General features: G+C 57.1%; 12 protein-coding genes. 1 reads left to right on the forward strand and 11 read right to left on the reverse strand.

Annotation, left to right across the window (positions count from 1 at the left end):
• Positions 1-189: 189 nt before the first annotated feature.
• From pglX to FE783_RS28255, 10 genes are all read right to left on the reverse strand, one after another.
• On the reverse strand, positions 190-3,696 hold the full coding sequence (gene pglX / locus FE783_RS28215) for a BREX-1 system adenine-specific DNA-methyltransferase PglX (protein WP_138882722.1): 3,507 nt from the start codon (positions 3,694-3,696) through the stop codon (positions 190-192).
• Positions 3,697-4,191: 495 nt separating this feature from the next.
• Positions 4,192-4,629 carry a YkvA family protein gene (locus FE783_RS28220; RefSeq protein ID WP_138882723.1) on the reverse strand — a complete coding sequence of 146 codons (438 nt, stop codon included), beginning with the start codon at positions 4,627-4,629 and terminating at the stop codon, positions 4,192-4,194.
• Positions 4,629-5,600 (reverse strand): ADP-ribosylglycohydrolase family protein, encoded by a 972-nt coding sequence (locus tag FE783_RS28225; RefSeq protein WP_138882724.1) that lies wholly within the window; start codon positions 5,598-5,600, stop codon positions 4,629-4,631. The genes FE783_RS28220 and FE783_RS28225 overlap by 1 nt, the downstream gene beginning before the upstream one ends.
• Positions 5,601-5,737: 137 nt before the next feature.
• Complete coding sequence (locus tag FE783_RS28230) at positions 5,738-7,045, reverse strand: McrC family protein (protein WP_138882725.1); 1,308 nt, start codon at positions 7,043-7,045, stop codon at positions 5,738-5,740.
• A 5-nt stretch (positions 7,046-7,050) separates the two neighbouring features.
• On the reverse strand, positions 7,051-9,111 hold the full coding sequence (locus FE783_RS28235) for an AAA family ATPase (protein ID WP_158302071.1): 2,061 nt from the start codon (positions 9,109-9,111) through the stop codon (positions 7,051-7,053).
• Between the two features lie 37 nt (positions 9,112-9,148).
• On the reverse strand, positions 9,149-12,472 hold the full coding sequence (locus FE783_RS28240; protein WP_158302072.1) for a UvrD-helicase domain-containing protein: 3,324 nt from the start codon (positions 12,470-12,472) through the stop codon (positions 9,149-9,151).
• On the reverse strand, positions 12,465-15,368 hold the full coding sequence (locus FE783_RS28245) for a PD-(D/E)XK nuclease family protein (protein WP_138882728.1): 2,904 nt from the start codon (positions 15,366-15,368) through the stop codon (positions 12,465-12,467). Before FE783_RS28245 ends, FE783_RS28240 begins: the two co-directional genes overlap by 8 nt.
• Before the next feature lie 207 nt (positions 15,369-15,575).
• A complete protein-coding gene (locus FE783_RS28250) occupies positions 15,576-16,526 on the reverse strand; it encodes a helix-turn-helix transcriptional regulator (protein WP_138882729.1) in 951 nt (316 codons plus the stop codon).
• Positions 16,523-16,720, reverse strand: coding sequence for a hypothetical protein (locus tag FE783_RS37730; RefSeq protein ID WP_202916279.1), 198 nt, complete (start codon positions 16,718-16,720; stop codon positions 16,523-16,525). The genes FE783_RS28250 and FE783_RS37730 overlap by 4 nt, the downstream gene beginning before the upstream one ends.
• A 203-nt stretch (positions 16,721-16,923) precedes the next feature.
• Positions 16,924-17,760: a YitT family protein gene (locus FE783_RS28255; RefSeq protein WP_138882730.1), complete on the reverse strand. Its 837-nt coding sequence runs from the start codon at positions 17,758-17,760 to the stop codon at positions 16,924-16,926.
• 227 nt (positions 17,761-17,987) lie between these two features.
• Here FE783_RS28255 and FE783_RS28260 point away from each other — a divergent pair, with 227 nt between their 5' ends.
• Positions 17,988-18,320 (forward strand): hypothetical protein, encoded by a 333-nt coding sequence (locus FE783_RS28260; protein WP_138882731.1) that lies wholly within the window; start codon positions 17,988-17,990, stop codon positions 18,318-18,320.
• 80 nt (positions 18,321-18,400) lie between these two features.
• On the opposite strand, the gene FE783_RS28265 is transcribed toward FE783_RS28260, so the two are convergent.
• On the reverse strand, positions 18,401-20,788 hold the full coding sequence (locus tag FE783_RS28265) for a WG repeat-containing protein (RefSeq protein WP_138882732.1): 2,388 nt from the start codon (positions 20,786-20,788) through the stop codon (positions 18,401-18,403).
• Positions 20,789-21,041 lie beyond the last annotated feature (253 nt).

Here is a 21,041-nt window from a genome sequence, read left to right on the forward strand (position 1 = left end):
ACACGCAAATAAGTATAACGTCTATCGACGTATTTCAAGGATGAGCGGCCGCGGTTTAGCGGAAGTTTTCCTTGGTTCAGAATGTCGCTGTTCGCTTTAATGCTTTAGCGAACTTAAACATTCTGAAACGTTAAGCAGAAGCCCGGCGAATCGTACACCGGGCTTTATGACGTACACATACCTTAAAATCTATTCAAGCTTTGCCAGCAGTCCGCTCAATTTGTCATAATTCCCGGCAACTCCGTTATCCGGATCGAGCTCGGGCGGCATATCCGCCATCCGTCGCAGCAGCTCGTCATATGCTTCCAGTTCACTCGTTTTCGCGTCGAGCGCCTTCCACGCTTTCTTGGCTTTGCTTATCTCCTCGGCTGTTCCCGCTGCCGCGTTAATCTCATGGAGCGCCGCTTTCTCCGCTTCGAGCCGAACCCGCTGTCGGTGCACATAGTCGGTGCGAATGCGGGTGAGCGTCGTTTCGTCGTATCGGTGCATGTAGATCAGGCACGCAAAAGCTTTCTGCTTGCCGGAGCTAAACAGCCAGTAGATCGGTTTCCTCCTATAAGCCGACACATGATCCTTGAAGAAGCCGGTCAAGAAGTACGATTCGATTGCCTCCCTTGCGGACTCGCCATCCTTTTTACCGATCGATTGCGCTATATACTCCAGATTGTCCGCCAACGTTTCCGTCCCGAAAGCCGCCTCGACGAATTCGACAAACTTCGAACCAATATCCCTCCCTAACGAATTGCCCGGTATGAGCGGAATGATGTTATCCCGAACGGCGGAAAACGTACGGTATCGGTCCGGTTCAAATAAGCCTCCGGCGCAAACAAGACCCGCTTCATCAAGCGAATACCGCCCGAACATGCAGCCCACCGCATAGGAGAGGAACGACTTTATATCCTTTTCCCGATGCGCCTTGGTAATCGTAATGTCCTCGTCGGCCGCGACCGCGAACACTGCATGCTCCAATCCATAGCGGCGGATGAAAATGGCGTTCAGCCGTTCCTCGGTTTCTTTAAGCCGGGTCCATTCCTTATGCTTGAAGTCCGACCATTCCGCAAAAGCATCCTCTATTCGACCGGAGCCGGATCTTGTGCTGAGCAGCGGGTGGGTCGAAAATGCCCACGACTTCTCGTACCCATCCCAATCTCTCTTGGCTATGTCCATGCACTGTTCGCATAACGAAACGATTTCCGCTCTGCAGTCCGGAAGTAGCGCGGGTATCGACATGATCTTGTTCAATTTGAAATCGAGAGTCGGCGCCAGAGCCCGCAAGTAATATTGCGAGACTGCCGTGTTCAGCAGCGCCAATATCATGTACAGGTCGGAATCGTCACGGAAAAATCCCATAGCCCCTTTGGCGTCGAACATAAATCCGGCGGGTGCATATCTCGCCCCGAATTTCCCCGAGCTGACGGTCGGGAATGTAATTCCTTCCCTGAACCCGAAGTTGCCGTTGTAATTATGGGAACGGATTCGGCCGGTCGTCCGGTCGATGTTGGATTTGATCTCGGCTCCATCCCGTTCCCAATTGACCACTTTCATCATATTGCCGTACCATTTCCGGAACGGCCCGCCTTTCAGATAAGGGAACCATCTTTTTCCTGAAAGCTCCGCTTCCTTGCTATTTCCGATGCCGAAGCCGATACGGGAGAAATCGACTTCATACCATTCCCGCAAAAAACGATCGTTATCGGCCGTCGTCATGCCTTCCCGGGTTGTTATCAGCTCCGCAATACGGGGACCGTCAAACGGCCGGATTGCCGCCGTATCCAGCCAATATGCGATACTGCTGCCCGGAACTTTACCGAACATCTCGGACATGGCGGAATATCTGTAGCCGACGGACGGATCGATAACGGCTTCCTTTGCTTTGACGGGCTGCATCTTCGCTCCGATAAAATCCGACAGTTTGACGTATTCACCGCTTGTATCGATTTTGCTGTTTCTTAGCGTGAACGTGCAGATCGGTACGGTCGCATCCTCGAACGCGGAATATTCGAGCTGGATGAGACTGCTTATGTCTTTATCGCGAATGATAAGCTCCCGTAACGGTTCGTATGCGGCTATGAACATCCATACGAATGGGGTCATGAAACCCAAATGTCCGTCCGGGGTCGCTCTGCGGAAGCACATTTCGAGAAAAGCGGAGAACAGATCGGATTTCGTCTTTGCATAGTGCTTCTTCACGAAGGCGGACAGCTCTTCGTTCATATAGGCACTCCCCATATAGGGCGGATTCGTGATTACGATCGGATAGGAGGCGTTTAAAAGATCGGCCTGCTGCAGCAGCTTCGGCATGAGCTCCAACCATGCCTGTCTGGATTGCTCGTCGCGGGCGTCCTCTGCCGGATTATCCTTCATCCAGCGCAACCGTTTCTCCAGAAACCGATAGTCGTATTCCCCGGCCTCGATCAAGGAACCGAACGTCTTGGCGTTCTTGAACCGGTCTACAAATCGCTTCGCCGCCTGAAATCCTGCTCCCGCACCTTCTCCGGCCAAGTAAGCGATATCGCGGTCGCCGAGCCGATTCGTCTCTTGGATGGAGGCCAGACGGAGCGACAATCCTTCCCGTTCTATCGTTTGAAAGAAGCTGCCGTCGTATTGGAGTGCCTTCATCATTACGGAGAAACAAGCGAGCCGGTAAGCGCGGTCGTCTATTTCCAGGCCGTACAGGTTATGGGTCAGAATCAGCCGCGGAATTTCTTGCCGCTTGTACCCGCACCTGCTGTAAATTTCGTAAAGAACATCAAACAGATAGACCAGAATATGACCGCTGCCCATCGCGGGGTCGAAGCATCGGATATGCTCGACCTTCAGTTCTTTGTCGACGTAGGGTGCGAGCTTCTGCGCCAAGTCTTTCTCCGGCCTGAGATTTTCCAAATAAAACTCCCAGCCGTCGAGTAAATTGCGGTCTTCCGGGTGCGCTTCCATCCAATACCGCCCGAGCGAGTTCTGCACCATATACCGGACGATCCACTCGGGGGTGAACAATTGGGTTGCCGCTGGAATTTGCTCCGGCCTATATTTGTTCTTCGCTTTGATTGCGCGGTCCTTCTCTTCCGTCATGTAGTACTGATACAGCCATCCGACGAGCTCGACCCGCTTCCAGTCGGATTCCGGAATACATTCGGGATCGGTCAGCTGACGAAGAAAGGAGCCGTCCGTCAACAGCCCCGTCGGGAAGAGCAGCTCGTCGGCATCCCCCGCCGCTTCGAATAGAAACGGCAAGTAGCGGCTCAAGCTGCCGCACTGCCTGACCATCATGCATGCAAACAACCGCTCTGCATCGCGGCTCCTTATAAGTTCGTTCACCAGCTCTTTATCGATGCCCCAGTCGACCGATAACGCTTCCTCGAATAAATCCGCCTCCGGACGGCCCGGAGCAACGGAAGAAAGCACTTCGGCTCTCGCCGGAACATAGCCGTTTACCTCCATGAAGCGCAGCGCCGTGAAACGGTTGAACCAAGTGCAGGCCGCATCCTCCATCACCCGGTCGTAACCGGATTCCCGAATCCGGCGGACGATCGTGTCCCTTTGTTTGTTCTCGTCGGCGGTAAGATTCGGGCTTCCGGGGGCGGCTTTCCCTTCGTTGTCGTACGGAGTTATTCCTATTCGACGGGCTTGCGCCTCCACTTTGCGGATCAGCTCTTTCCGCGCGTTCATCGCAAAGCTTCTCAATGCCGTCTTATTCATAACCGAGTGCCACCTGCCTGTTGTAGGAGTGCATTGACATCCGTATCAGCGTAAGCGGATCGGGGTCGCATGGAAAGCCCGCGCTATGCGGCGTCGGGCTGCTATAGTCGGTTTGTTATGGCAAATTTGCCGAGCAAGTATGCGAAATAAGAATGGTTTGCAGCTGTTATTGTTTGTCCTACCTGGAGTTTTGGTAAAATAAGAGCGGTTTGAGGCTGTTATTTGCCCCCATTCCTCCACAAAAGCGCGAAATGTCTCCGAATAAGAGGTGCTGGCAGCTTTTATTTGTGAAGGCAGATAAGAGAAGCGCCAAATAAGAGATGGTAAAGACTTCTTTTTGCCATTGGGCTCCGTGCAGTTCTTCGCTAATTTTATCACAGTTCGTTTCAGAAATCCGGCAATGTGCCACCACAACATTTTAACGGGAAGGTTTCGAACACCAAAAAACCGGCAGCCATTACGCTCTGCCGGTTGAACGGGCCGATTACGGACCCTCTATTGAAACTTTTTCTTAATCTTGGCCCACAAGCCGCTGCCGAGCATTTCGTCGGCCCCTTTAATGATTTGCTGAATGACGGCAAGAACATCCCCGTCGCCCGCCCAGTGTTTCTCTACGAGCGCCTTGTCCGTGTTGTTGATGATGCCGTTCAACACGTACGCCGCAACGGCGATATCGTCCAGATAACCAAGCGGTCCGGTTATGACTTCCGGCAGCAGGTCGATCGGCGATACGAAGTAGGCGATCGCTCCGGCGAGCTTCGCCTTTTCCTTGACCGGGACCTCGTCGTCCAGCGACAGCTTGCACAGCAGGTGGAACAAATCCGGAGCGAACATCAGGTACTCGCCGAACTTGTTCGTCTTTCCCTCATCCGTGGCCAGCCAGCTTCTCATCTTCTCGCGAAAGCTTTGGTAGAAATCCTCTTTCATTGCCATTATTGTTTGCTCCCTTCGTTGGTATGGCGGCAGCGCTCGAAAAGCTTCCCCGCCAGCTCCAGTATCGTTTCCTTCATCACAAGCTTGTCCAGCCATGAAGCCGGAATGGAAGAAATTCCGTAGTGAGCGCCCGCCAGCTGGCCGTATACGGCGCCCGTCGTATCGGAATCCTCGCCGAGATTGACCGCGAGCAGCAGTCCTTCCTTGAAGCTGCCGCTGTTGTGGAAGGCCCACAAGGCCGCTTCGAGCGATTGGACGACGTATCCGGTTCCGCGAATGTCCGGAGGCTGCTTGCGCTTGAACGAACCGCCGCGGATCGCTTCGATGGCGTCCGCCAAAGGCTCGTCCGCCGGCAAATCAAGCTCGCCGCCGAGCAATCGTTCCTTGGAGTAACCGGATACCGCTCCGACGATCAGCGCGCCCAAATATTTGCAAGCGTCGACACACTCGAGCGCTCCGTGGGTCGTCATAGAGCTCTCGGCCGAGAAGCGGACCGCCTCCGCGGTATTGGCTGCATAATAGAGCGGGACGGGCGCGAGACGCATGATGGCCCCGTTGCCCGCGCTGTACGGATCGGTCGAGCCGCTGAACGGCTTGCCCGTGCGCTCGAACCGCTCGATCGCCTCCGCCGTGGCGTTGCCGATGTCGAAGCAGTACCCTTTGCTGCTCCTATAGCCGTTCCGGTACCAATCCCGATAGCGCCGCATCTGGTCCAGCGGGTCGAACCCGCCGCACGCGAGCAGGCTGTCCGCCAAACAAAGCGCCATCGACGTATCGTCGGTCCACTCGCCCGGCTTCAAGCCGAACGGCCCTCCGCCGACCATATCGTCGATCGGCTGAAACGCTCCCGGCTTCGTAAACTCCAGCGTCACGCCGACCGCATCTCCGACCGCGAGCCCCGCCAAGGCTCCCTCGTACCGTTCACGCGTATATCCGGGCTCGGGCCCGTATCCCTGGCCTACCTGCTCCATCAGTCCGTCCTCCTTCATCCTGCGATCGTACCCGCCAATTCCGGCTGCAGCCGATGGATGCGTGCGGAAAATAGCGGACGTTTGCACCTCTTAATTATGGCATGTTCCGACTTGCGGGGACAATAACCATAAAAAAATCAAGCTCGCGCGTCCGCATACCCGAACGGATCGACAAGCCGCAAAGCGAGCTCCCGCAGCTCCGCATCATTCCGCTCCGCGCACAGCTGCAAAACCTCCTCGATCCGCAAGCTACGCGTCATAAGCTGACCGCGCGCCGGCTTCTGCGGCAGCAGATCGATCCGCACCCCCGCTTCGCCCGGCCCCGGGCTGTCCGCATATCGGGGGAATACGATGACAGATCGATGAGCGGCGGCTTCGTCGGCTTTGTAATATTGCGCGTAGAACGCCAGTTGGAACATGTCCGCGGTATCGACAGGCTTGGCCCCGTAATTTTTATACTTCACATCGAGCACGACCGTCTTGTTCGCGGCCGTATCGCGTACGACCAGATCCGGGATAATGTGGCGGTAGCTCGCTCCGTTCAGTTGGATCGCATCGGTCAGCCTCCGCTGCTCCTCCACGCGGTAAGCGGAGGGCAAATAGCGGCTCAGGAACGTCCCCACGAATTGCTCGAACAAGCTGTTCATATCGACGAGCAGCGAGAAGAACGAGGCGTTGTCGGCCTGATACACATCGTTGACGGAACGCTGATCGACAATATACCGGGCCAGCCGGTGAACCGGCTCGTAATGGGCGTTCAGCCGGTGGTAGTGGAAGGACGGCCACTGCTTGTCCTCGTGTACGCCGCACAGCAGCTCGAACTCGGACCGGTACCGGTTCACTTTGCGCGCCGTCTCGGGCCGCAGGCGGAACCGTGCGGCGAGTTCCAGCGCAAGGCGGATCACCCGGTTCTCCGGCTGGTCGGTCACCAGTTCGTCGTAGCGGCAATAGATCCGGTTCGGGAAGCCGAGATTGTCCCGCATATTCCTCAGCATGTCCGGCCTTCCCCGCAGCTGCTTCAGGTTGTCCTCCTCCGTGACGTAGTCCTTCGCCAGCCCTTTCTGCCACAGCTCGTCCAGCCGCTTCAGGAAATACCGGACGAGCAGCTCCGCCATATCGAGCGCCCCCCAGCTTGCTGCGGTCGGATGCCAGACGTGAAACGGCAGCCTCTCGACGAACCCGATCATACGCAGCAGCGATTGGAAGCCGTGATTGAACTTCGGACGGATCGACACCCGCACCCGCCCAAGCTCGATCACCCCGACCCAGCTCGTTGCGCGAAGCCGCAATCCGCCTCTCAGCTCATCGAAGTAAAACCGTTTCTCCCAATAGTCCTCGGATTTGATGACGGCCAGCTTCTGCAAATACCGCCGTTCCTCGTCCGTCAGCTCATAGCCTTCGATGATCGTTTCGCCGTATTCGGACAGCTCGATAGCAGTCAGCATCGCCCTCACCCTTTGAACCGCTTGATCAGCTCGGCGCTGAACGCGTCCTCGAGCCCGCTGAACAGTTCCGTCCGAATGCGCATGGCGACCGCATCGACGAACCCGCCGCCGACGATTTCCGCGAGCAGCTCGTAATCGTCGAAGCAGTATTCCTGGATGAGCGGAATGATCTCGAGCTCGTACACTTCTCTAAGCTCGGACAGCGAGGCGAGTGCCTGCCCGTCCTTCATCATGTAAGCATGGCCGATCTGCTTGTCGCGTCCTTGGGTGCGGACGAGCGCTTCGTTCAACGACTGCAAAATCGCCCCCGGGCTCAAGCCGAGAATATCGATCTCCTCTTGGAGCAGGTCGTACCGGGGCATGCATTCGATGAACGCAAACCGCCGCTTCAATGCCGCATCCATCATCTTGATGCTCCGGTCGGACGTATTCATCGTGGCGATGATGAGCACGTTCGGGGGGATCGCGAAGCTTTCTTTGCTTTGCGGCAGCCGCAGCGTTACCCCGCGCTTGTCTTTCTCCAGCAGCGTAATGATTTCCCCGAAAATTTTCGGCACGTTGCCGCGGTTCAGCTCGTCGATGATCAAATAGTGCGGAATGTGCGGGCTCGCTTGGGCGCGTGCGCACAGCTGCGCGAATATTCCTTTCTCCAGAGCGAACGATACCGACCCGCTCGATTCCGCCCCCGGCTTGTACCCTTCGATAAAATCCTCATAGTTGAACGAAGGATGGAACGTGACCATTTCCATATAGGCCTCGCCCCTGACACCGTCATGACCGGCCTTGCTCCGCTTCCATTCGATATACCGGCGGGCCGTATACGTTTTGCCGGTTCCGGGGGGACCGTACAGGATGCATTGGCCTTTGCGGTCCAGCGCCTGCTCCAGCTTGCCGAAGAAGCTTTCCTCCTGCGGGGCGAAAGAGTGCTCCTCCACTCCGGAATCGATTGCGGACGCGTCGGAAACGGCATTTTTCCATTCGTTCACCTGCTTCTTGGACAGCTCGTATACCGTCTTCATCGGCCAATAGGACTGCGGCTGTATTTCGAGAGGAGGGTCGAACACCAAGTCCCAGCTGACGGCCGCCGTATGCCGGTGCGACTCCAGCTCCGGTCTGAACGCATAGCCTTGCCCCGTCACCGTGCCGATCGCCAATATATGCGACTTCCCTTTATTCGCCACGATTTGGTCGCCCGGCTTCAGATTGTAAAACTGCCACAGCTCGTTCGCCTTCTCCGTATTTTTGCTCGCCGTCGACTGATACCCTTTGCCGTGGAAGGCGTTTTTGAATTCCTCGTAGTCCGGATACTGCGTCAAATCGCCCATCTCGTCCCAGCCGACCGCGATGTAGCCGTCCTGCTTGCAGGCGGGCCACAGCTTGGCGTCTTCGCCGGGCGATACTTTGAAAAACTTTTCTTCCGGCAAGTACGTCCCGTAAAGAAAATCTTTGATCTTGACCGGATGCCAGTCTTCCAAAGGACCGACCGATTTGACGGTTTGCGCAAGCAGGCGGTTCGTCTCCATGCTGTCCTTCCCGGCCCACTGCTCCTTCGGTACGCCGAGCGCCTCGAGAAAGAAACGCAAATGATCAAGCAAATAGATCGGCAGAAACAGATGCGGGTGATACATGAACAACAGCTTGCCCCGCACCATATTCGCCCGGCTCATGTAGCTGCCCGCATCGAGCTCCCCGTACGGCTCCCGGTCGTAGAGCGACAGCAGCGATATCATGTCGCTGCGCAGCTTCTGCCATACTTCGCTGACGGACGTTTCGCCCGAAGGGATTTTCCAATCGCCGTCCTTCTTGCTGTAGTAAATAATATGCTTGGCGGCGTTGCCCCCCTTGATGCTGCCCAAGGGGAGCGTGTTGAATTCGAGCCACCACGAGAAAGACTCTCCCTGTCTGCCGAGCGCGTAAGCTTCCAGCGGAAGATGGGCCAGCTCGCTCCGCGGAAACCGCAGCATGAATTGTTCATGAAGGCTGATGGCCGCCTCAAGCTTCCGGTTGTCATATTTTTTGTCGAACTGCTCGATCTGCTGGAATAGCTGCTGCTGTTGCTGTGTCATCTTGTGCAAATTCCTCTCGTCTAGGGTATGAAGGGATTCAGCGCCCCAAAGGCACATACTTGCCTGTACTCGTAAAATAAAGCCCGGCTTCCTTGACGCGAAAGCCGAACGACCGCTCCCACTCGCGGGCGTAGGCGATTACTTGCGGCTTATAGAAGCGGACGAAGCCCGGCTCGCGGCGCTCGTCGATCAGATCGGTCTTGAAATCGACGATCACCCAGCCGTCCTCTTCCTCGAACAGGAAGTCGATGACTCCTCTGACGAAGACGGTGCGAACGGTACTCCGCCCCGCCGCCGAAGGGAAAGCCGCTCCCGAAGCGGCGGCCTCGGTGGCAGCGTCCCCCTCCGCCGGGCCGAACGCCTGCAGCTCCTCGGGCGTTCGCCGGATCATCACCGCAGCCTCGTGCAGCCTCCGCTTGGCCGCCATCGCCCGCCGCCACAGACCGCTGTCCGCGAGCTGCCGAAGCACGGCCCAAGCGGCCTCGGCGCCGCCTCCGCCCAATCCTTCCCTTGCGGCCAGCATCGCCACATAGTCTCGAAGCATCTCTCCGGCTTTACCACTTCCCATCGCTTCCACGCCTTCGTGCACGACCGTGCCGAATGCCATCCCTCTTCCTTCGCCGGACCATTCCGGAACGTCTCCTGCCTCTTTGGTCAACCGGGTTACGGACAGGCGGGCATAAGTCGGACCGGCCGCGCGTTCGAGAGCCAGCGTTCTGGCATCGGCTGCATCGGCCAAATCCGGGTCGCCTTCGTACGGCTCCGGCCGCCACATTAGCGAGCCGGCCGCCTCCAGCTCCGGCGTATGCTCCATTCCCGTCATCAAAGCGGTCCACGGGCATTTGGCCGGCTGCCCCGGATACAGGCTGACGACCAGCAGCTGCTTGGCGCGGGTTGCGGCGACGTACAGAAGCCGTTCCTTCTCCGCGTTCATGAAGGCGCGTTCTTTCTCGTTCCGTTCCGCCCATCCTACCGGTTGGGCTACCGTTTCATATACGTAATCGTACTTTTGGCGGGTTATCGTAAAATAGCCGACGGCCGGATGCCGCGAACGGTCGATATGCTGGGTCGCATCATGATCCGATTCGCCTGCCGGACAGGCGAGAAACACGACCGGAGCCTCAAGCCCCTTGGCCTTGTGCAAATTCATGATGCGGACCGCCTGGCCGCCGCCGGCATGGACGCTCGACGTCTCCATCCCTTTATTCGTACACAGCTCCGCAAGGGACCGGGACAGCCCCGGCCAGCTAGCCGCAGTCCCGGTCTGCTCCTGCAGCAGCTGCAGCAGCTTGATGAGCGTGCCGGCCCGGGTCGTTCCCGCCTGACGCATAAGCGTTCCCGGCAAAACGGCCAAGTCGTCGACGATCCGATACAGCGCCGTCATGGCGGGCAGTGTACGAACGAAGCCTTCGTAATGTTGCAGCTTCGCAAGCGCGGACCATACCGGCATCGCCTCGGCGGCGCAGCGGTCCCGATCCGGCAGCGATCGGAATTCGAACGGATGCCCCTCTTGCTTGTATGCGAACAATTCCTTGTCGCTTATGCCGAACAGTTCTCCCTTCAACACGCCGAGCAGCGCCACCAAATCCGCCGGATCGGCCAAACAGGCGGCTAACTGAGCGAGAGCGTGCATTTCGACATACAGGACGGAGCTGCCCGACGTGTCGGACGGGATGCCCAGCATATCCAGCTGCTCCGCGTATAGATGAAGAAACTCCGTCGTCTTGAGCAAAATAAGGAAATCGTTCGGAACCGCCCGGCGTAACGCCGCCTCCCCGCGCGCCCCATTCTCCTGAATGTGCAGCCGGCCTTCCCCGCACGCCCAGGCGATCCATTGCGCCACCTTTCGCGCGTCCGCCAACGCGACCGCCTGCTTGCCTCCCGGCGTTTTCGCGTGAGACAGCGTGAAGATGCCGTGCGCGGCCCGTTTTCCCCCTCGGGGATTGGCGGCTTGCGTCTCCATACGGACGAATGCGGCCTGCTCCTCGGTCGCCTTCGCCGGGAAGCGGGAGCCGAACTGGTAGTTGACGAAGTCGCCGATCGCATGCACCGAACGGAAATTCGCGTTCAATTGCAGCACTTCGCCGCATCCCGCGATCTTCTCCTTCACCTCGTTATAGAGAGAAATGTCCGCCCTGCGGAACCGGTATATGGACTGTTTCGGGTCGCCCACGATGAACAAAGAGCCCGGCCGCGGCGTCAACTGCCGCCAATCCCGCTCGTCCGGGTCCTCTCCTTCACCGGTTAGCAGGAACATCATCTCCGCTTGAACCGGGTCCGTGTCCTGAAATTCGTCAACGAGCACAATCCGGTGACGGCCGGCGAAATAACGGCGCGCCTCGGGGTAGTCCCGCAGCAGGGCGGTCGCTTTCCCAAGCAAATCCTGGAAGCTGAGCAGCCCGAGCTCCCGCCTTCTTCGCTCGCAATAGTTCACCGCGGGCAGGACGAAGCGAATGAGCTGCGGATACAAATATTCGCGCCACGACCTCAGAAACGGAAACAGTACGGATATTTGCCATTCATGAAACGCCTGCTTGAACTCGCGGGCTTTGCCGCCGTCCGTCCAGCGATTCTGCGTAACCTCCAGCCGTTTGTCGAACGCCTGCGCCAGCTGCAGCACGCTGCGGTCGTCGTCCCAGCCGAGCAGACGCTCCAGCCGCTTCGTCATGCGCAGCAGCGCTTGCAGCACATCCCACCCTTTCTCCGGCTCGTTGTCCGGAACGTAAGCGTAAGCTTCGTCCACAAGCGGCGCGAGCGACAGCCGGATCAGGTCGAAGTCCGGACGGGGACAGTCCTCGGTAACGACGTGAACGTCGCTGAACATCGACACCCGGTCGTATACGTCCTTCAATGTAACGACGTCGAGCCCGTCGTCCAGCAGCTCCCCCAGCGCTCCGTTCTCGCCGCGCTCCTCCAATTGCAGCAAATATTCGTCCCAGCACCTGTCCCGGAACCGCTTCTCTTCCTCTTCGTCCAACTCGGCGAACGCGGGGTCCAGCCCCGCTTCCATCGGCCTTTCCCGCAGCATGCCGCCGCAGAAAGAATGGATCGTTCCGATCGAACAGCCGTCGAGCCGCTCCAGCGCCGCCGCGAGCCTCGTATGCTCGGCGTCGGCGGCCGCGCTTTGCAGGGACCGTTCCAGCTCGAGGCGAAACCGTTCCTTCAGCTCGTCGGCCGCCTTATTCGTAAACGTAATAGCCGCGATCCGGTCGATCTCCGCCGCTCCGGTACGAATGAGCGCCGTCATGCGTCCGACGAGCCCGGTCGTTTTGCCCGAGCCCGCCCCGGCCTCGACCATGAAAGTCGTGCCGAGCTCCGTCATGATTCGCTCCCGCGCCTGTGCATCGCCAGTCTTAGTCAATCGCCTCAACCTCCAGCAAATGCCGCAGCGCATCCGAATTAGCGGGGGCGTTCCGTTTAACCGCCATCCGTTCGGCTTGCGCTCCGCACACAACGTTGTAGTCGCACCTTCTGCAGCGCGATGCGTCCCCCGTCGGGACGAACAGCCCCCGTTCCATCGACGCAAGCAGGCTGCGCACGACTTGCGCCGGCTCCTGTCGCTTGTTCTGGACCCGGACCACTTCGCGGCCTGCACCTTTCATCGTCGGGAATATATAGGCCGATTCGGTTACGCGCGCCTCCGCGTCGATACCGGTCAAGCGGAGCCACTGCTCCGCCGCGGCCGCGTACAACGCATGCTGAAGCTGCGTCCCGCCGGCGAAGAAGGCGTTGTCCCTGTATTTGCTCGAGCTCCCGGTCTTGTAGTCGATAATCCGGTATTCGTGCGGGGCCGTTTCGTCGATCCGATCGACGAAGCCTTTCAGCCGCAAGCTCAGCTCTTCGCCGAGCCGCACTTCCATCGGCTTGCCGTCAATCGACAGCTCCTGCTCGAAAAATCGCGGACGGGACGAACGCTTCAGTTCCTCCTTGAAGAACAGCTCGACATCGTCGCGGATTTCCAGACATTCCTTCCGTAAGATGTGTGCGCTCGGCGCCGGAATCGACCTCTCGTAATCCGCGATTGCAATGTCGGTGATGGATTCCAGCATCGCCGCGTCATGCTTGGGGACATCGCTCCCGCCGTTCGTCACGGTCCGCATATATTCGTAGAATATACGGTGCAGCATATTTCCCCGCTCCGTCGGCTGCAACCACTTCGTCCGCTCGAACTCCGCCCCGTCCTTCGGCCATAAGCCGAGCACGTAGCCGTAGTAATACTTCTGCGGGCATTCCGCATAACGTTCGAGCTGGCTGGCGCTGATCGAGCGTTTGTGCCGTTCTCGCCAATGAACGTCCCAACGCTCGCCGCTTACGACCCCGTCGTACTCCGAGACGGCGGCTTGCTCCCGCAATGCGGCAGCCGTCCCGGCTTTACGCATCGACGGCTTCGCCCGCTCCATCGCCGCTCTCCCGTCCTTCCACCTGCCGGACCGATCGGACAGCGCGTTCGTCCAAGCTTCGCCTTCATCGAGCGCGAACGCCCCATTCGCCCCCCAGTAGCCTGCCGGTTGGCCGAGCGCCGTCCGCAGCTCGGAGAAATCCGCAGCCGGAAGTCCGCTTCCAATGCGGAATAGATGAAGCAGCTCGAACGCGGGACTCGCGGACTTCCCGTCCGACAAGCTGTAGGAGCAGTAGCTGAACGTAACCCGCCCCCGGATCGCGCCGATTCGCGAATAGCGGGAATTGCGCGCGCGCTTCGCAAGCTCGCCGGACGTCGGCAAATACGGACTGATCTTGACGCGCTCTTCATCGAGCAGAACGGGATTTTGCCTCGCGGCCGTCGCCCAGCTGCGTTCGTCAGCGCCAATCACGTACGTGTTGTCCCTTCCGCTCCATCCCGCTCCCGACAGCGATGCGACATGCACCGCACCCGGAACCGGCATAGGGGAGGTTCGCACCCGTATACCCGCAAGAGCCGCCTTCGCGTAACGGACAGCCTGCTCCATCGCCATATCCGAGACTTCTTCCGGCAAGCCGCGCAGCGATTCGCCCGCCTTTTTCACTGCGGCTCGCACCGCGCTCTCCTGCTCATCCGGCGAGTTCGCAAACCGGTCTAGAAAGCGCGCAAGCCAATCCAGCAGCAGCCGCGGGCTCCACGCATCGCCGTCCGACAGCGGCGTGAACAGCTCGCGGAACAGGCCGTACAGCGTTCTCTTCAGCTCCGCGTCCTTATCCGCCGCCTGCACCTGCCGCGGGTCGAGCAGAAGCAAGTAACGCTCCTTGCCCCAGCCGATCCCGCAAGTCTCCAACACGCGAATCCACTCCGACGCGGGTACGTCTTCCCCCAAGCTGCGAAACGAGATGACCCCTTCGCGCAGCATATCGCACAATAGACGGACGGGGCAGCCGCCCTCGAGCCAATCGAGCGCCTGCAGCGCCGCCCTCCCCGTTCCGGAAAATTCGATCGGAAGCCCTTCGGCGAACGTACAGGGTACATCCAGCAGCGAGGCGACGGAATGGACGATTCCAGCCGCTTCGTTATAGTCGGAAGCCGCGATTTCCGTCCGGTCGAGCGGCGTACCGCTTGCGAGCAGCCGCCGGAATACTTCACGGACTTCAGCCGTGGCCCCCACGGCATGGAACTGCTCCGACTCCTTCGCCGGAAAGCCGGACTCCGGGTGAAGAAACGGCAAAGGGTCCGGGTACACGAGGAGACGGCCGCCGGCGATCCGCTCGAGCAGCAGCGATTCGTAGCGGGTAGCGTTCTGCACCAGCGATTCGCCGATCAAATACACGGCGTCGTCGGACTCCTCCCCGATATGCGGGAGCACGCCTGCGAAGTCGACCAGCGCATGACGCTCCAAATACCGCTCGTATCGGGCCAGAAGCTCCCGCACATACCGGCCTTTGCGCTCATCCACGAAAGCATCGGCCGCAAGCGTCTCCGCCCGGACCGCCGCTTCCCTCAGCCCGGTTACCGCCTCATGGACGAGGCGGACGGTTCCCGGCGTCAGCAGCTCGCCGGTCATATAAGGATCGGGCAGCTTCGCAAGCTGTCCCATCAGGTGATGTACAATCCAGAAAGTCGTATCGCGGCCGGCGAATTGCAGGCCTTGGCGAAACAGACCGAACTCCGCCTCCCGAAGCGCGAGAGCGGCCATCGTTTGCACCTCGGCCAGCAGCACCTGTCCGTACCGCCCGCATATTTGCTCGAGAAGCATATTCCCTGCGGCGAAATGATCGCAGATCAGCACCTTCCGGCTGAGCGGATGCCGCTGCAGCAGCTCGTGAACATTCCGTACGAGGTCGTGAGCCACGGAAAATCCCAACCTTTCCACTCGAATCTGCGCTTAAGGAACTGTCACGCAATTACTTACCGCGTATCCGACGCCTGTTCCCCTTCCTAACAAGAAGAAGCGAATCTCAGAGCAGATACGTTATTACGTGACCGTTCCTAAGTCGTAAAAAGCATACCATCGCATAGGTGACAGCATGCTGTCTCGAACATAAGTTCGCGGCGGTTATTATTGGTACAGTCGAACCCACTCCGCCAGCTGCTGCCTCAGGTTGTCTCTCGCGGATACGGGTTCGAGGATTTCGGCCGCGGGGCCGTACTGCATGACCCATTTCAGAAACTCCCGCTCGTTGTTGACCGTCACCTCGAAGATCAGGCTCCCGTCCCGCTGGTCTTTCATTCTCGGATGGACGAACAGCTCCTCTTCGCGTATGTACCGGGCCACCTCCGGATTGAACCTCACTTTGAACGTCATGCTTTTGTCGCCGCGCTCGATCGACCACGTATTTTTCAAATAGGACTTGATGTTGAAGTCGCCCATCTCGAAAGACTGTCCGGTCAGCTCCACCCGCTGGAAACGGCTGATGCGGAACGTGCGGATTTCCCCCTTCAGATGGCAATAGCCGATCAAATAAAACCGCTGCTCGCGGGGCACCAAGTAGTACGGATCGATATGGCGCTCGGTCGTCTCGTTCCGATATTGCGTATGATATATCGTATGAATCGTTTTCGTTTCCAGAATCGCCCGAATGATCGGCTGCAGGAAATTCGGGCTTTCCTGCCGGTAGGCGGGCGTTCCCATCTGGATGATGTCGGCGATATTGTCGATGATCGCGTTCTGATTCGATTTCTCCTTCAGATGGGTCGACATAATTTTGTTGTACGCCGTATCGAATCCCGGCGGCAGCTTGTCCCGGTCGATGACGGAAGGCAGCAGCGAGAAGACGAGCGCTTCCTGCTCCGTGAAATTGAGCGGATGGAGATAAAACTTCCCCATGAACCGGTATCCCGAACCGCGCCGCTCATTCGTCACCGGAGCGATCAGACTGAGCGTATCCAGGTCGCGGTAGACGGTTCTGATATGGATGTCGCATTTCAAGGCCAGATCGGCCGCGGATATACCCGGATTCGCCTGAATCGCCTGGATGATGTTGAACAGCCGGATCACTTTGTCGATCATGACATTTCTCCCTGTAGGTTGTAAATTTTAGAATCGTTTGGTTCTTTCGAACTATTTCTACAAGGAACTGCTTTTTCCTGCATAAATCGACGACTGTCTTGATCGAGCAGTGCATCTATGGTTGCGGGCGCAAGCCCCAGTTGTTTCATCATTTTTTTAACATCGATTGTCATATATTCCCTCAATTCTTTCATCCTTCCTCGAATAGAAATGACCTACATCCCATTTCAGGTTACATTTTCCAAATGACACTAGGTTGTCTCGAATGTACGTTCGCTGCGTTTGTTTCCAAAAAAGTCCGGTATGAACTCCGCTGCGGGTTACCGGACTATTAAACGGCATGCCGAAAAAGGACATCCCGATCGGATGCCCTTCATAACGGCCTCGGCAGCGGCAATTACTTGGAGATGTCCATGAATCCTTCCCCGAACACATCGCGCACGTCGTGTATCGTCAGGAACGCCTCTTTGTCGATCGATCTTACAATTTTCTTGAGCATGCTCACTTCCTGCTTGCTGATGACGATATATAGAATCTCTTTGGGCAGCTTCGTGTAATGCCCATAGCCATGAATGACGGTAACCCCTCGATCCATAGCCACGTTCACTTGCTCGGCGATCCGAACATGCTCTTTGGACACGACCATGATCGCCTTCTTGGGGTTTACTCCCTCGATAATGAAATCCATCACTTTGGTCGCGATATAGAGCATGACGATCGTAAACATCAAGCTTTGCGCGCCGATCACGAAAAACGACGAAAGAACGACGATGAGATCGAAGAACAAGAGCGCATAGCTGACGTTCCAATCCAAATACTTTTTCATAATTCTGGCCAAAATCGTACTGCCCGCCGTTGTTCCGCCAACCCGTATAATCAGACCGATGCCCGTTCCCGAGAAGATTCCGCCGAATATCGCATTAATCATCAATTCTTCCGAATCGATATGCCAATTCTTGGTCAAAACCAAAAACAGCGAATGGAACGACACGGCTATAATCGTATAGACCGTCGTTGTTTTATCCAGAAACTTGTAGCCTATGATCAATAGGAGCGAGTTCAGGATCAAGCTGACGAGCCCGGGAGACCATTCGAACAAGTAGAAGAGAATAATCGTTATGCCCGTTACTCCGCCTTCGCCAAGCTCGTGGGGAATAATAAACAAGTTGATCGCGAGAGCGAACAGCAGCGCTCCTACTAGAATCGCAAGTATGTCTACCAATCGTTTTTTCATCGCCGTGTCACCCCTTGTTGTCTCTGAAAGATTGCCGGTACTATGTCCTATGTACAATATTCGACAAGCCCCGGCAAACCCCTTGTTCGAGCCGCTCCTTTCGCCGACGCGTCTTATGAGCGGGGGTTGGCATAATTTACACCTTGGTCAAGTGATTTCGATCACACAACGGGTAGGTCATAATCGCTAAAATTGTAACATACCCCAATTACTAGGAGTGACCCGTTGTGAATACGGCCTTGCACAAGCGTGTTCCGCTAAAACAATTTGTCCCCGACATAGCTGAACCATGTTGGAAGCTTGACCTGTATTGTCTGTTGACTGTCGCCGCCGATGAGAAAACTAAGCCGGCCGTCTATAAAATCATTCGCGCTCTTCACGCTCGAGGATACCAGTCGCTCGGCGACGTTCTGGAAATGAACGATTGCGCGCTCCGTACAATCAAAGGGCTGGGGGAGAAGTCCAAACAAACCTTAGTGGAGCTATTGGAGCTGGCTTCCAAACAGACCGACGTCCTGTTAAGAAGTCCTTACGGCATTTCGGAGAAATATCGGGCTTGAAGAATTCATTTTGCCATTTTCGCCAAAAAAACCGCCGGATACCGGCGGTTTTCTTCGGTTAAGCATGACTCCCGCGGCGGCTAGAAGCGCCGGTAATGGCTTTCCGACAAATGGTACTTGTCGCCGAGCAGCTGCTTCGCCAGCCGCTGCTCCTCTTCATCGCCGTGCGATGCGGCCAGCTTCAAGCAATAGATCGCAAAGTCGGACATGCCGTCTATTTCGCCGAACGCGATCCCGGCGTCGTAATACATGCCGCTCGTCCATGCATGATTGAGCACCAGATACGGATCGGCCTCGGCCGCTTTGCCGTATTGCGCCGATTTCTCCGGGCCGCTCATCATCAGTTGATCGGCCACGTACAGATTGTAATACGATGCATTGCGGCCGTCGAGCTGGGCGGCTTTTCTCGCCATATTGGCCGATTCGGCCCACAGCTCATCCAATTCGAACATTTGCGCAAGCTCTCCGAGCAGGACGGCGTACTCCATATAGGCGGCATCGTTGTTCGGCTCCGCCTGGAACTTGGCCGCGTAAGCCGCTTCGAGCGCATTGAAATCCTCTTCGATCTGCAATGCCATTTCGAGCCGGGTATCGGAATCGGCGTTGTTGTACAGGTCGGCCCATTCCGCGAAGTCGTTCCACGTTTGTTCCATCCCCATTGCGGTCAGATCGACCGGGCGGTAATCCGCATAATCCACTCGAGAGACGACGTTGCCTTTAAGGAAAGAGGCCGGAACGTAAAGTATACCGTCCACAACGACAGGCGCGGCGGCCAGCTCCACATCGGCCCCGTTCACCTGAGCCTTTGCGTTGCCGGCTTGCAGCGCAACCGACAAACCGGACCGGGTCGCGGTCAACGTTTGCGTATCGGCGTTCCATGAAGCCCGCAAGCCTGCTCTTTCCATTTCCAAGACGGGCTGCGCCGGAACATAAGTTATTCCTTCGATGACTGCCGGAAGATTGTCCAGCAGCTCCATCAGCTTGCCGTTCACTTCCATCGCCCTGCCAGCAATAAGCAGCTGCACATACTCCTTGCCGGACGCATCGCGCGGAACAACCTCGGCTCCTTGCGAATTGACATAATAGTTCCGGTCCCCGGTCCGTACGGAGAACAGCTCGCTGGCCGCTCCATAAGCAAAATCATAGCTCGGAGCGATGATCCAGCTCCCTTTGGCGTCGATATAGCCCCACTTGCCCGCCGATTTGGCCGGCCAATATCCGTTATGGCCGTTTCCGATCGCTTCGAACTGCGGCGCGACTACCGGCTTGCCGGTGTTGTCGATTAGGCCGTATAAGCCGCCGGCACTCTTCACCGCCGCTAAGCTGTCCGTGAACGGGCCGGCATGCTCGTATTGGTGAGGAATGACCGTAGCCCCGGTCTTGTCGATATATCCCCATTTTGCATTCTTCCGAACGGCCGCCAGTCCTTCGGAGAAGTCGCCGCCGTTCTCGTACTGCAGCGTGATCACTTCATCTCCGCGCTTGTTGATGTAGCCATAGCTGTCTTTCTTCGCCACCTTCGACAACCCGTCGGAGAAAGGACCGGTATCCTCGTAAGATCGATTCAGGACATAGATTCCGTCCTGATTCATGTAGAAGAAGGTGTGCCCGTATGTCGCTGCGCCGTAACCTTCGCTGAACGGAAGCGCATAGTCGAACTCGGGCGCTTTCATCAATTTGCCGGATTTATGCAAATAGCCGTATTTCAGCTTCCCGTCGATATATTGCCCGACTACGGCCAGTCCTTCGGAGAAGGCGGATATCGTATCGTACTGAGGCAGGGCGACCATGCTTCCGCTCGAATCGATATATCCCCATTTGCCGTCGGCTTTCACGGCCGCCAGCCCTTCCGAGAACGGCTGCGCTCCGTCGAAATCCGGTTCGATGACGACCGTGCCCGCAGCGTTCATATAGCCGAATTTGGAGCCTAGCGAAAAGGGAACGAGCTGAGGGTCTTCCTTTTTCTCCTCCGCTTTCGGTACAAAGTCGAAGGTGATCGTCCGTTTCCCGTCGAATTCGGCTTTGTATCCTATCTTTTGAAAAAAGTCCAGCGGATAGCACGGGTAATCCCCGACCAAATGCAAGGAAACGTCCGTACTGAGCGTAAACTCGGACTGCTTGATTTTATTCTTGTCCAGCACCGCTACTTTGTCGCTGCCTACTTTCATCTCGTAATATTGCGACTTCGCCTTGTCGGAAATCGTAATTATGCCGCTGCCGCTGTTGTAGCTGTGGCCGATCGCGTTCTTGAACCGGGCGACCGAGACGGATGGAACCATGATGATTCCGTCTTTGTCCACATAAGCGCTTGAGAACGAATCGGACTCCGCTTCGTCATATGCGTTCAAAAATTGATAAACGATATTGCCTTTATCGTTCACCTTCACGTTCGCAGCGGCGTCCGCCGCCGAAACCGGCCAAGCGTACAGAAGCACGGTGGCTATACATGCAATAAAAATCCGTTCCACTTCCGTTGTCCTCTCCCTTTGTACTTGAGCTTGTTACTTATAAATTCCTTTTCTGAGTGTAGCATCGACAGGTAATATTATCCATTCCTTTTTTTCTCGACAGAGCGCTCATTGACACTCCGAACGAAGAGATGCTACTCTCTAACTGTCACCGATAACCTTCGCATTACCTGTAAGCGATTTTAGCCAAAAGCGTTCAGATGAGAAGACCGTTATTTTGTTCAACTCCGTCGTCCGATCCACCCCCATCCCC

It is taken from the genome of Paenibacillus mesophilus, from assembly GCF_005938385.1.
Classification (GTDB): domain Bacteria; phylum Bacillota; class Bacilli; order Paenibacillales; family NBRC-103111; genus Paenibacillus_AB; species Paenibacillus_AB mesophilus.